A 15457-nucleotide genomic window follows, 5' to 3' on the forward strand; every position below is an offset into this window, starting at 1 on the left:
TGCCGTTTCGTGCGCGATAATGGCGCTATTTTTATGCTATCTCGTAGCACGCGCCCGACTCGGGACGGCTCAAACGCCGCTCGCCCCGAGACCCCAGGCTTTTGGCGGAAATTATGCCGCTACGCGGTTTCTTCGTCGGTATCAGCCTTAACGGACCGCTTGCGACACGCTCCCGACGTGGCGCAAGCTTTCGCCGCGTCCATGCGGCTCATCCTAAGCCTGCTATCTCCTCAGCATAATTTTTTACGCCGGATAACGACAAAGTCCGCGTTGAGCTCCGCATTTGTGTATAAGCAGCAACCCTTGGTAGAACTGGCACTTAAAACACCGTTACACCATATTGACGAGCAGGCCTTGCTGCACCAGTACATCTCCCAGGTTGTTGGCGCTATCTAACGATGAATGGTGGTAGACGTCGAAACGCTGACCATCAATATCGCGCTGTCCTACCGTGCTCCACGCCCCTTCGCCTGGGATGAGGTTCACCTGATTGCCTTCGCCTCCGACGATCAGCAGGTCATCTTCTGGTCGGTCAGTGACATTCAGGGCGCGGTCGAGATCCAGCGTGATGCTGTTGGTGCCGTTTTGGCCTAAATCGAAGATCTCTACATTGTCGATTTTCAGCCCCAGTGCGGTGAGATCCAGATTAAGCTCGGTGCCATCCAGAACCAGCGTATCAATCCCGTTGCCGCCATCGATCTGAGTGAAATCGAGCGTTGAGAGCGTAATGAGATCGTCGCCTTCACCGCCTTTGACATCTGTACCTGTTTGCACACTGCCGTCGGCCAGACTGATGACGACACCGCCGATGGCATAAACGCTCTCTTCCACGTCGGTACTGGCGCTGTTGTCGATGGTGTGCGTCTCGCTGAGTGCGACCGCCGCCATTTTCGAGCTGACATGAAGGGGTTGCACATCGGTGTTTTCCCCGGTGTCGCTCTGTTCGCTGGACAGCGAAGACACCTGAGCGACGCTGCTATCGTCAACATCCAGCGCCATCATGCTCATCAGCGGTAACCCGAGGGAGATTCCGGAGGTTAATCCCGCAGATACGCCGGTGAAGTTACCCGCCTGATCGGTGACGGAGGCTTCAACCGCCGTTCCCAGCAGCGCTGCCAAAATCGCGCCCACGTTGAAAACGTTGATACCCAGTAACGAGCTGCTGAATTGCGCACTCCATTTGCCATCGGAGCCGACGGTACCCTGTAGCGTCTGGCCGAGCAGTGTGACGGTTACCTTGGCCCCTTGCTGCACGTAGCGAGATGTTCCGCTGACGGTGACGCCGTTCGCCAGCAGGCCAACCGTGTTACCAATCAGCGATCCCACCGCATCAATACCCAACTGCGGCAACTGGTGAGTTTTCACGACCACATTGCTGCTGGTGTTGTTAGTGTTGCCATAGAGGTCAGTGACTTTGACACCGACGGACAAATTGCCATCGGCGATGTTGAGCAGGTTGGCGCTCGGGACGCTGATGCTCCAGGTACCGTTGCTGGCAACAGCGGCGCTGAGCACGAGTCCGCCCACGGTCAGCGTGACGTTACCGCCTGCCGCGTTGGTTGTGGTTCCGCTGATGATCTGGTTTATGCCCGCTTCGGCCAGATTCAGGTAGCCGTCTCCGCCAAACAGGGAGCCGAGGTTGACCGTTGGCAGTGCATGAACGCCCACACCGATTGAGGCGCCCGCGCTGGTCGTTTTCCCTGCTGCGTTGGTCAGAGAGGCGTTGAGGGAAAGCGTGCCGTCGGTCAGACTGTTGAGATCGAGCGAAGGCAAGCTGACTGACCAGCTACCGTTGCTTTGCACCACGGCAGAGTAGGTCTTGGTACCCAGCGAAATCTGGATCGTGGAGCCTATCGCATTGGTACTGGTTCCGCTGATGACCTGACCTGCCGCTGCTTCGACGGCATTGAGCAGGCCGTCACCGCCAAAGAGCGGACTGATGGTCAGCGTTGGCTGGCCGTTGATCGCTACGCTGACGGTACTGGTCTGTGTGCCCACGTTACCTGCTGCATCGACCAGACGAACACCGACGTTAGTGACGCCATCCACAAGGGCTTTCAGATCGAGGCTAGGGACTGGCAGGCTCCAGCTGCCGTTGGCACCGACGGTTGTGGTGTAGGTTTTACTGCCCAGCGTGACGTTGATCGCCGTGCCCGCGGGTACATTGGCCGTGGTCCCGCCGATGAGTTGCGTACTCAACAGGCTGGGGAGATCCAGAACACCGTTGTTGAACAACGGGTTAAGGGTGATAGTCGGCGGTAATATGGCAATGTTGATGCCCGTGCTGATGCCTGTGCTGTTGCCTGCTGGGTCGGTTACCGTTGCACTGACGGTGAGGTTACCATTCGTCAGGCCGGACAGTTGCAGCGGCGTGAGGCTGGTGCTCCAGGCGCCGTCATTGCCGACGGTCGCATTTAGCGTCAGGGTGCCGATGCGTATCACGACAGACGATCCCGCGACGGCATTAGTGGTGGTGCCGCTAATCGTCTGCGTCAACGCGGCTTCTGCGGCATTGAGGAAACCGTCACCGCCAAACAGTGAGCCAAGGCTAATTGTCGGCAGGTTTTTGGCAATAATATTGATAGCGTTATTGACCGTGCCGGTATTGCCGGAAGCATTCGTGACCGACACATTCAGTGTGGTGCTGCCATCGAGCAGCGTGCTGAGATCGGACGGTTGTAGCGTCAGGCTGAACGCGCCACCTGTCCCGACCGTAGACAGGAAGGTTTTACCGCCGAGGGTAACGGCAACCTGCGATCCGGCGCTGGCATTGGTGACCACGCCACCGATCGTTTGCGCCACCAGCGCTTCTGCCGCGTTGATGAAGCCATCGTTGCCAAATGCCGGGTTCAGCGTAATCACCGGTTGGGCGAAATCGAACTTGATTCCAGCGCTGCCGCTGCTGCTATTGCCTACGCTGTCTGTTGCGGTGGCGCTCACAGTGAAATCACCGCTGCCGAGTCCTTGCAGAATACCCAAGACGCTCGGCGTAACGGCAGTACTCCATTTGCCATCCGAGCCGACGGTGGCTGTGGCGATTTGTGAACCTGAAATGCTGAGCGTAATGGTTCTGCCTGCCAGACCGGTGGCCGTGCCGCTAAGCGTTTGATTGACCAGCAGGTCGCCCAGATTCAGCAGGCTATCGCCAAAGACCGGATTGAGCGTAATACTCGGCAGATTCTTGATGACTGTCGGGACGTTCACGATCTGGCTGGCGGTGTTGCCCGCATGATCGGTGACCGCGACGCCCAGCGCCAGCGTGCCATCCTGCAAGGCCTGCAAGTCAAGAGCAGGAACGGACAGGCTCCAGGCTCCGCCTGCACCGACGGTAATCCCGGCGTAAAGCTTGGTGCCTAGCGTTACACTGACAGTCGCCCCTAATGCCACGCTGCCGCCGCTAACGATACCGCTGATAATCTGGCTGGTCGCGACATCCGCCGCATTCAGTGCGCCATCCGTGAAGGCCACAACAGAATCAATGACTGGCAGGGTTTTCAACACGTCAATGTTGACCAACTGATTCTTCACGTTGCCGTGTGAATCGACGATGTCGACGTTAACCGCCAGCACGCCATTGCTTAAGCCAGTGAACACGTTCGAGGGCAGGGCAACGCTCCAGGCCCCGTTGGCCCCGACGGTGCCTTCCACTGTGGTGCCCAACACGGTGACCTGTACTTTCGCACCCAGATAGTTGCCAGTCGCGTTACCGCTGATGACTTGCGTTAACAGTGATTCGGCCAGATTGAGGATGCCATCGTTACCGAAGATATCGGTAATGCCTGCACCGAGCGTCTTGTTCAGTGCGACATCCAGCGTGACATCAAGGTGTGCGCTATTGCCTGAGGTATCGGTCAGCGTCACGCCGATGACCTGCGGCCCGTCGATCAGGTTTTGTAAATTAGCGGACAGGACCGGAATCGTCCAGTTGCCGTCGGAACCGACGGTTGTCGTGCCTGTCAGCGGTCCGGCGGTTAACGTAACCGTGGCACCCACTTCGCCTGTACCGGTAATCGCCGCGCCCGCTACCGCTTCAGCCAGCGTCAGGATATTGTCATCGAACAATGTCACGCTGAGCAGTGGAATCCCCGTATCGACGGTAACGACCTGTATATCCGTGGCGGTATTTCCTGCTGTGTCCGTGAGCGTTGCCGTAATGGTATGGGAGCCATCGGTCAACTTTGCCAGATCGGCGGCAGGGACACTCACACTCCAGGTGCCGGTGACGGAAACCTGAGCGCTGTAGGTTTTTCCGTTCAGGATGATGCTGACAATTTGTCCAGCCTCTGAGACGGAGGCAGTACCGGTAATCGTCTGCGCAGTGCTGGCTTCAGTGCCGCCCAGCACGTTATCACTGGCAAAAGCAACGATATCCAGCGTGGGCGCTACCGTATCGACCAGCACCGTTCTCGTGAGGATCGCATCTAACGACGTCGCGGTGACATTGACGTTGCCTTGCGTGGTGAAATAGAGGCTGGCGAGAATGGTGGTGCTCCAGAAGCCATTGGCGTCGGTGATGACAACAAGTGGTGTACTCCCAATGTTAAGCGATACCGCAGTCATCGCCGATGACGGGCCGATAGAACGCCCAGAAATGGTGACATTACCGTTTATCTCGCTGGCGTTAATGATGTTGTCGCCCGCTATCGGGTCGATCACCATCACCATGGGAGGTTGTGTCAGGTTGACGTTAAATCCCACGCTGGCTTGTGTCGCCGGATTACCTGCTTTATCCGTTGCATCGGCGGTGATCGTGTACGCCGTATTTGCCAGAGCCTGCAAATCGGCTGATGGGATGGTTACGCTCCATGTTCCGCCTGCGAGAATTTTTCCCGTGTACTCGATGTTATTCAGCGTGACGATCACGTTTTGACCCACCGCTAAATCGGTGGAGGTACCGCTGATGGTCTGCGTGGTGCGGCTTTCCGCGTAGTTAAGGCCATCAAGCCCGGCGAATGCGGTAATCGTAAGCGTCGGTGCGACCTGCACGGCAAGGATCGCCTGAGAATTCAATGTCGCGCTGTTGCCCTGGCTATCCGTTGCCGTGATGACGATGTTATGTGTTCCGTCAGCAAGCTGGCTGAGTTGCGTTGGGGTCAGCGTGGCTGTCCATACGCCTCCGCTCAGCTGTGTGACAAGCGCCTGTCCGCCAAATGTGACCGTTACGTTCACGGCATCCCCTGCGTTACCACTCAGCGTTCTGCCCAGCAGAGTGCCCGCTTCCACGATACTCAGGTAGCCGTCGTCAAACGGGGTATTTAAGGTGATAGCCGGTGGCGTGAGATCGCTGGTAAAGGTGATGGGAGTTGTGCCGACGTTGCCTGCGGCATCGACGGCGGTCACCGTGATGGTATGTTGACCATCGACCAGCGAATTCAACGCATTCGGAGGGAGTGTAACGGACCAGTTGCCGTTACTATCCACTGTCGCGGTATAGCGAATGCCGTTGAGGTCGATCTCCAGTTTAACGTTTTGCCCGTTGCCGCCAATCTGCGTGCGGCCCGAAAAGGTCAGCGCAGATGCGGCTTCGGCGCTGCTCAGGATGCCATCGATGCCAAACGGTTGTACATCGACAATCGGGGCGGGCAGCGTTTGCGCCGAACTGACATCGAGCGCCGTGCTGGTATTGCTATTGCCCACCCAGTCGGTGACCTTGACGCTAATGCTGTAATTGCCTTCTGTAAAGAGCGCCAAATCGGCAGGACTCAGATTTCTGGACCAGCCGCCTAACCCGTCTGCGGTGGCGGTAAAGGTGGTGACTGCCAGCGTGGCTTTGTTGGTCACGGTAATCGTGACTTCCTGGCCTGTGCTGGTAATACCGGTTTTACCCGTTAAGGTCTGGATGGCCTGAATTTCGGTGGTGTTAAGGATACCGTCGCCAAAAGGCAGATCCAGCGTTGCCACTGGCATGGTGGTGGTCAGCACATTTGCCGTGGCTGATGCGGTACTGGTGTTGCCCGCAGCATCGGTCACGGTGACAGTGAAATTCACTGAGCCATCCGGCAGGTCGATCAGCGTCTGGCGATCCAGCGATAACGACCAACTACCGTTGGCATTCACGGTGGCTGGGAGGCTTGTGCCGTTAATGCTGACCGACACGGTTTGCCCCACGTTGCTGGTTAGCCCCGTTTGCCCGGATAGCGTCGCGCCCGGTTGTGCATCGGCTAGGCTCAGTTTGCCATCGCCGAACGGGGTATCGAGCGAGGCGACGGGAATCCCCACAATGATGCTGGTGAAGGTTCCGTTTCCTGCTCCCGTGTTGCCCGCGTGGTCAGTGACGGTGACGTTGATGGTGTGTGTACCGTCACCGAGTGAAGTCAAATCGGCAGATGGCAGTGTCACATTCCACTGACCATTAGCGGCAACGGTGGCGCTGTAGGTGTGTGTTAACGTGCCGTTGGTGATCGAGATAGACACGCTCTGGCCCGGATCGATGAGCCCCGTTGTCCCCGTCAGCAGCTGATCTTCCGTGCTTTCTACCTGATTGAGTACGCCGTCAACAAACGGTGTGGCGATACTGATGGTGAAATTGGTGTGGATGACGACATCCAACGTACCGCCCGCGCTGCCGGTATTACCCGCGCTGTCTGTGACCGTCGCGCTGACCTGTACGTTGCCATCTGCCAGAATGCTAAGCGCATTGGCCGGAATGGTGGCGCTCCACAGGCCGCCCGCGAGCGTCACACCCGTCGTGGTGTAAGCCCCGATCGTAACCTGAATCGTTGTCCCGACAGGCAGATGGGTGTAACTGCCGCCAATCGTCGTTGCCGTCGCCAGTTCCGCGATAGTCAGGACATTATTGTCATAGAGTGAATCCAGCGTCAGCGTAGGGAGTGCCTGCGTTTTTAATGTGATATCAATGCTGGCAGCACTGGCATTCCCTGCGCCGTCAGTCACGCTGGCTTGCAGCGTTTTCACGCCGTCGCCCAACGCCAGCAGGTCGTTTGCCGCAACGGTGATTTGCCAGACGCTGTTGCTATCGGCGACAGCACTATAGACTGCTGTACCGACTTTTATCGTGACCAGAAGACCCGCTTCGCCTTTGCCGCTCAGCGGTAGCCCCGCCAGCGCGTCTGCCAAACTGATATCGCTGGTGTCGACCAGCATGTCGATGGATAGCAATGGTGGAACGGTATCGACCGTAAACGGGTGCGTTGCGGTGGCCGGGTTTTGCGCGATGTCACTGACCGTTGCGGTCACATCCTGACTGCCCTGCGGCAGATTTTGCACATCGCTAGCGGGAACGGTCGTACTCCAGTTACCGTCAGCGCCAACGGTCGCCAGATACGTTTTGCTATTCAGCGTCACCGTGACGCGCTGCCCCACCTGAACATTCGTCGTTGAACCAGAGATGAGCAGGTCAGATTGCGTATCCTGCGCGCTGACGACATCGTTGCCAGACAGGGTCGTAATGGTGATGGCTGGCAGGTTAGTCGCATCGGTGATGACGGTAATGCTATGCGTCGCTGAACCGGGGTTGCCGCTTACGTCCGTTACGCTGGCACTCACAGTTTGCTTGCCATCAGGCACGTTGCCGACATCCGTTGCAGGAACCTGCACGCTCCAACTGCCATCCGCACCCACGGTGGCGAAGTAATTTTGGCTATTGAGTGTGATGGTAACTTGCTGGCCCTGTTCCACATTCTGGCTGCTGCCGCTGATCGTTAACGGCAGGCCTGATTCGGCCAGATTGAGATAATCATCGGTCGACAGCGTGGCGATGGTCAGCGTTGGCGCTTTGGCCGGATCGGTATCCAGCGTAATGGAATGGCTTACCGTACCGGTGTTTCCGGCGGCATCGGTCAAGGTGGCGGTGATTGCCGTAATGCCGTTCGGCATGTTTTGCAGGTCGCCGGCAGGCACGGTAACGTGCCAGGTGCCATCGGCCTGCGCCAGCCCTTGATAGATCTGCCCATTGATAGTGACGTTAACAATGATGGGGCGGCCGCTGTCGTTGAGGGGCGATGTGCCGGTGATTTCCAGCGGCAGCAGGCTTTCCGCGATGTTGATGATATCGTCAATGCCAATCGGGTTGATGGTCAGCACCGGTGGGGTCAAGTCAACGAATGCGCTGCCCTGAACGGTGGACGTATTGCCTGCCGCATCGCTGACGGTAACGGAAATGTTGAGTAGTCCGTCTGCCAGCGGAGTCAGAACGCTCGGTGACAGTTGAAGGCTCCAGTTACCGTTGCTGTCAACCGTGCCGGAATAGACCGTGGTACCAATGGTGACGCTGACGGTTTGCCCGGCTCCGCGCAGGCCTGTCGTGCCGTAGAGTGTTTGTCCGGCCTGTGCGTCGCTGAGATTCAGGTAACCGTTGCTGAATGGCATATGCAGTGATGCCACCGGTGGATTATTGATGCTGACGCCCAGTTGTTGCGTACCCGACAGGGCATTACCCGCCTGATCGACCGCCGTGACGTTAACCGTGATGATGCCATCCCCCAGCACTCGCAGATCGCCAGGCTGAATGGTGGCGCTCCAGGTCCCGTCTGGCTGCACCTGCACGGTGTAGGTTTTCCCGTTGAGTATGACGTTGACATCCGTGCCCGCCGCGACGTTGACGGCGCCGCCGTTAATCGTAATGCCGCTTGTCGCTTCCTGCGCGTTTAGCAGGTTATCCCCGGTGATTGGCGCAATAGACAGCCCGCTCGCGTTAGTATTCACCGTGACGGTGCTGCTGGATGTCGCGGTATTGCCAGAGACATCACTCACGCTGACGGTAATCGTCTGGCTGCCGTTAACCAGCAGTGCCATGTCGGTATCCGAAATCGTGGTGCTCCAGCCTCCATTCGACAGAACCTGTGCGGTGTACGCTTTGCCATTGAAGCTAATCGTTACCGTCTGGCCTTGTTCAACATTTTTACTGGTGCCGCTGAGCACCTGGCTGACGCGCGCTTCCGCACCGTCAATAATATTGTTGCCAGCGAAAGTACCAACTGTGACGACCGGTGCATTGAGCGGGCTGGCATCGACGCTAATGGTCTGCGTTGTGGTGGTGGTATTGCCTGCGGTATCGGTCAGTCGTGTCACGATGCTGTAATTGCCGTCGGACAGGTTACCCAGATCGGCTGACGGAATGGTGATGCTCCAGGTGCCGTCATTGCCGACGGTGCCGCTGTAGGTTTTCCCATTCAGCGTGGTGGTAACGGTTTGCCCCGCGCTGGACGGTGAGGCGGTGCCCGTTAGCTGCTGATTGCTCAGAACCTCGGTGCTATTCAGGATGTTGTCGGCAGTAACGCTGGTGGTTGTCAACGTAGGCGGCGTACGCGCCACGGTTATGTTGCTGGTTAGGGTACTGCTGTTTCCGGCCGCGTCGCTGACGCTAACCTGCAATGTTGTGGTGCCATTCGACAGATTTTGCAGGCCATTCACAGGCAGAGAGATCGTCCAGTTACCTGCTGTATCCACGATCCCTGTGTACGTCACGCCGCCGAGTGTGGCGGTGACGGTTTGCCCTGGTGAGGCGATACCGGTTGTGCCGCTGAGTGTCTGAATAACACCCACTTCTGCGGCATTGAGTATGCCGTCGCTGAACGGCGTGTTCAGCGTCAGCGTCGGGCTGCTGTGGGTGAACACATCGATCGTACGGCTACCGCTTAACACATTCCCTGTACTGTCTACCGTCGTTACAGTCAAGGTTGAGGTGCCGTCGGCCAGCGTGCTGACATCCGCTGCTGATACGGTGATGCTCCAGGTGCCGTTCGGTTGTACGACGCCAGCGTAGCTTTTCCCGTTCAGCGTAATCGTGACGGCGGTGCCTGCTGCCACGTTCTGGCTGCTGCCGTTGACGGTGAGATCTTGCGCCGCTTCGGCTTGATTCAGTTTGTCATCGCCCGCGACGGTATCGATGGCGATACCGCTCAGGGAGGTGTTCACCGTAATGGTCTGGCTAAGCGTTGCGGGGTTACCGCTGACGTCGTTGACGCCAATCGTGACGGTATGCGTGCCTTGTGCCAGATGAAGGAGATCGACAGATGGCACGCTGACGCGCCATTGGCCGTTGCTGTCAACCGTTGCGGTGTAGGTGTTGTCGCCGAGTGTCACAGTAATGCGCTGCCCCACCTCGACATTCAGACTACCGCCGCTGATGATTTGCGCGACGTTGATTTCACCGCCGTCGATGATGTTATTGAGCGCGATGGCGTTCACGGTGAGCAGCGGCAGGTTGGCCGGATTGGCATCCAGCGTTAATGACCCGGTGCTGGTGGCGCTGTTGCCTGAGGCGCCAGTCAATGTTGCCGTCACGGTGTAACTACCGTCAGCCAAAGCCTGGAGATCGGTGGCGGGAACCGTAGTACTCCAGCTACCGTCAGCCTGAATCTGGGCCTGATAATTTTTATTGTTGATCGTGACAATGACGGTGCGCCCGGCTTCTGACTGTAGCGCGTTACCGGAGATCACCTGATCGTTCAGGCTCTCAGCGGCGTTGATGATGCCGTCGCTGGTCAGTGGTTTCAGCGTCAGAAGAGGGCGAACCATGTCAACGGTAATATCGCGAATGCCCTGTATGCTGTTGCCCGCGGTATCCGTCGCTTCTACGCGGATGGTCTGTACGCCGGTTGGCAGAAGTTGCAGGTCGGCGGCGGGAAGCACGGCACTCCAGTTCCCCTGATTATCCACGGTTGCTGTATAGGCTTTGCCGTTCAGCGTGACGATGACGCTTTGGCCCCCTCCGGTAATTCCGGTTTTCCCGGTCAGGCTCTGCCCGCTGGCTGATTCGATGATGTTGAGTATGCCGTCACCGAAAGGCTGGTCAATCGTTGGCTGTGGCAGGTTGTTAATATGGATATCAATATTGCGGCTGGCGGTGACAGGGACATCACCGGGGTTGGCGACGCTGGCAGTAATAGTCGCTGTGCCATCCGGCAAGGCGAGCATATCGCTGCTCTCGATTGTGACGCTCCAGCTCCCGTTTGCGGCAATCATGCCGATATAGGTCTTGCCATTGAGCGTAACGGTGACACTTTCTCCCGGGGTGACGTTGACTGTCGAACCCGAAATGGTCAGCGGCTGTGAGGCTTCGAGGCGGTTAATCTGGTTATCAAGCGCGACAATGCTGATGGAGATACTGTCACTACTCATATCAACATTGGACCAGTTCTCATGACTGCCCTCATTTCCCGCCTGATCCGCGACCTGTGCAGTGATGGACACGGTGCCTTCAGAGAGCTGCGCCATGTCTGCAGCGGGGATTTCCACGATCCAGTTCCCGCCGCTTTTGATCGCGGCGAAGTAGAATTTTTTGTTGAGAAGAATAGTCGCGATCTGGCCGGTTTCCACATTCGCACTGGTGCCCGTCAGCCACTGGCTGACTTTGAGATCGGCCGCGGTGATGACGTTATTCTCATTGACGAAGGCGTTAACGAAGATCGTCGGCTGGAATGCCGTATCCGCACTGAGCTCAATGGATTTTTCGACGCTGACGGTATTGCCGACTGCATCGGTTAGCGAGGCAGACAGTTTGTAGCTGCCATCGGCCATGCCGCGCAGGGCGGCTGTAGGTAAGTTGATGCTCCAGTTGCCATCGCTACCGACAACGCCGGTATAGAATTGCCCATCGAAAGTGATAATGACAGTACGACCCGCTTCGCTGATTGAGGCGGTGCCGTTGACGGTCTGGTTGCTTTGCGATTCGACCATATTGATCGTGTCATCGCCTGCAATAGTGCCGATAGTCAGGGTAGGGGCCGTAAAATCGGTTGGGCTAACAAACGTTTTGCCCGCCTGATTGCCCGCGGCATCCTGTGCGGTCACCAGCAGGGTGTTGTTACCTTCCGGTAACTGCTGGAGATCGGCCGCAGGGACGGTGACTTTCCAGTTACCTGCGGTATCAACCGTTCCCGTATAAGACTTCCCGCCGAGAGACAAGATGACCGTCTGCCCCGCACCGCTGATGCCGGTGTGGCCGGTAATCGTCTGGCTGACCAGCGCCTCTGCACCGTTCAGTGAACCGTTGCCGAATGGGGTATCAATCGTCGGTTGCGGCAGGGTGTGAATGTGAACGCCGAGCGTGTGATTGTCCGTTACGGCAGCGCTTCCCGTCACATTTACGCTGGCGGTGATGGTGGCATTGCCGTCTGACAGAAGTTGGAGATCGGCACTGGGGACTTGCAGCGTCCAACTGCCGTCGGCGGCAACGGTCGTGGTGTAGTTCTTTCCGTTCAGCGTCACGGTCACCGTCTGCCCCGCAGGGACATTGGCGGTATTCCCGCTGATCGCCAGCGGTTGCAGGGATTCTGCCCGGCTTAACAAGTTATCGCTGGCGACAATGTTGATGGCGATGCTGTCGCCAGATTTATCGACGTTGATATTCTGGCTTCCGCTCGCGGCGTTGCCCGCTTTGTTACTCACGTTAACGCTAATGCTGTGCGCGCCGTCCGCCAGCAGGGCGATATCTGCGGTTGAAACGTTGATGCTCCAGATACCGCCGGATTGCACGGTGGCAAGATAGGTTTTTCCATTCAGGCTAATGGTGACAACCTGTCCCGCCTCAACGTTGGTGGTGGTTCCGCTTAACTGCTGGCTGACTTTTGCTTCTGCGCCATCAATGACGTTATCGTCCGCGAAATTATTGATGGTAATGGTTGGCGCGGTGGTTGCACCGCTGTCAATGGTCAGCGGGCGGGTAACCGTTGTGGTGTTGCCTGCGGCATCGGTCAGCGTAACGGTCAGGTTCTGGTTACCGTCTGCGATAGCGACCAGATCGGCCGTTGGCAGCGTGACGCTCCAGTTGCCGTCGCTACCAACGGTGGTGGTGTAGGGTTTGGCATTCAGCGTAACGGTGACTGTGCGTCCGGCTTCGCTGAGCGATGCTGTTCCGCTGACCACCTGATTGACGGCCAGTTCTGCGCCATTGAGGATATCGTCCTGAGCAATCGCGGAGACGGTGAGCGTCGGCGGCGTCGTATCCACGGTGATATTCTGCGTGACGATAGTTTCGTTGCCTGCGATATCGCGGACGACGATCTCCAGCACGCTGATGTTGTCTGAGGGCAGGCTTTGCAGCACGTCTTTAGGGATCGTAACCGTCCAGTTCCCGTTGGCATCCACCGTCCCGGTCACGTAATTCCCGCCAATCGTCAGGCTGACAGTCTGGCCCCTGCCGCTAATCCCCGTTTCCCCGCGGATGACCTGATCCTGCGCGGCTTCGGCTCCGTTTAATACGCCGTCGGCGAAAGGCGGTGTCAGCGTAATGGAAGGGAGCGTGTTGATGTGTACATCCAGCGTGCGGTCGACGGTGACGGTATCACCACTGATTCCCTGTACGCTGGCGGTAAGGGTATTACTGCCGTCTGACAGCAAAAGCAGGTCGGCGCTGGGGATGTCCAAAGACCATTTACCGTCTGCTCCCGTTGTGGTGGTGTAGGGTTTCCCGTTCAATGTCACGGTGACGGTTTGGCCTGCGGCAACGTTGGCCGTTGTGCCATCAATCGTTAGCGGCTGCCCTGCTTCCACGGCATTCAGGCGATTATCAAATGAGATGATGCTGATGTTGACCGCTTCGGCGTTGGTGTCCACCGTGATGGTTTGGGGCGGCAGCGTGGTGGTGTTGCCTGCTTTATCCGTTAATGACGCCACTAGAGTGTAGGTGCCGTTAGTCAGCGCCTGAATATCACCGGAAGGAATGAATACGCTCCATGCACCGTCGCTCTCTACGGTGGTGGTATAGGTGATACCGTTGAGTGTCACCGTCACGGTTTGACCAACATCCGACAGGGAGGCCGTACCGGAGACAAACTGTGAGGATTGCAGTTCATCGGCGGTGATCAGGTTGTTGCCAGTAAACGGCGACAGGGACAGCTCCGGCGGCGTGGTATCGACAATAATGGTGCGGTTGACCACGGTGGTATTGCCGGCGCTATCGCTAATCGTGAACGACATGGCGTGCTCGCCTTCGCTCAGTGCGCGAAGGTCTGCGGCAGGCACGGTCAGGGTCCAGGTCCCGGCGGCATTAATGGTCGTGGTATACGTTTTTCCATTCAGCGTGATACTGACGTTCTGGCCCACTTCACCCGTTCCGTTGAGGGTCTGGCCGTTTGCCAACTCTCCGACGGTGAGGTAGTTATCGCCCGTGAATTTATCAACGGTTAAATTTGGGGGTAGGGTATCAATGGTGAGATCGATAGTTTTCTCATGCAGCACGCCGTTTGCACCCGGTACGCTCACTTTTAATGCGTAAACGCCGTCTTGCAGCCCGGTAAACGCATCGGCTGGCAGCGTAAAGCGCCAACTGCCGTCGGCGGCAATGGGGGTGGTGTAAACCACGCCGTTTAGCGTGATAGTGACGGTTTGTCCCGCATTGACGCCGGTTGTTTTCCCGCTGAGGACATGAGGCTGGCCGATTTCCGTACGGTTTAGCCCGTTATTTCCGGCAAAGGCATCGACGGTTAAGGGTTCTTGCGGTGGCGCTGTAGCGTTATTGTCATTGCTTGATGACGCAACCGCGACGGCGACCCCTGCGACAGCGGCTCCGCCGACGGCGACCGCTCCCAAAACGCTGCCCAACGTGGTTGCAGATAACGTGCTGGTGGTTGTGCTACCAATCAGTAATGACGTCATATCGCCCAGCGCGGTGTATTCGGGCGTAAGGGCAACGGCTTCCGCCGCAAGGGCCGCGCCTTCTGCCGCCGCAGCGCCGGAGAACTGTGCATGGATGAGCCGGGTGCCATCGTCAAAAACCAGCTCACTGTGGTAACCCGCGGCATCCAGAGTAAAGAAGCTTTCATAGCGGACGGTGGTACCGTCTTTCATGTGCAAGATAAGATCGTTGCCAACACGCTCATAGCGAGACACCACGTCGGGTGTGCCATAGATTCTGACGGTGCTGCTTTCCAGCAGCTCGACATTTGTGGTTCCTTCCGGGACAGCTCTGATAAATTGACCACCCTGACGCGACAGGATATTTGCATTTCCCGCAATAACATTCATATCTGACATGAAATAGCCTCTTGCTTATCTGCAACCATTGTCTTAATACCTCTTCCGGCGGATCGGGGCCGTAACGGAAGACGTATGGGGATAGGCACCACCAACAAAAAGAGAGGTGCTAAAGCTGACCTGGTTCAGAAACAAAAAGCAGTAATAGTCAAATATGGCTAAATATATTGCTGTGGATTCCTCTTCCGTGAGGATTAGGTTATCGGGATCATATTCACCCAATTCTTGATATTTATAGGTGTGGCTTAACTAAAAATCCAACTTTTTTGAAATGTTTTGAAAATAAAAAATATGACAATATCCTTACATATTAAATAGCTTAGCGGCATTACCCTCTCCAGTTAATTATAACCACACTAATTATAATGTTAAATTGCCATCTCTTAATGCATCTGGCAGCTTGGTAATACGCTTTTTGTTCACATTTCAGTTGGATTCGATGAGGGAATACTCATCGTGAAGAGGGCGGCTTTATCTGGATTTATTGTATCAATTTGTGTTTTTTTGTTGGCTGTAATCC

At 56.9% G+C, this 15457-nt stretch carries 1 protein-coding gene; it reads right to left on the reverse strand.

All coding sequences use genetic code 11. The features are described from left to right. Nucleotides 1-330 precede the first annotated feature (330 nt). Entirely contained in the window at nucleotides 331-14937 is a 14607-nt protein-coding gene (locus EIP93_RS05820) for an Ig-like domain-containing protein (RefSeq protein WP_125232428.1), read from the reverse strand. Nucleotides 14938-15457 lie beyond the last annotated feature (520 nt).

The sequence above is a fragment of the Pectobacterium versatile genome (genome assembly GCF_003932035.1).
GTDB lineage: Bacteria > Pseudomonadota > Gammaproteobacteria > Enterobacterales > Enterobacteriaceae > Pectobacterium > Pectobacterium versatile.

Excerpts from the sequence above, each read along its gene's own strand:
- EIP93_RS05820 (WP_125232428.1), bottom strand. The coding sequence starts at position 14,937 with ATGTCAGATATGAATGTTATTGCGGGAAATGCAAATATCCTGTCGCGT.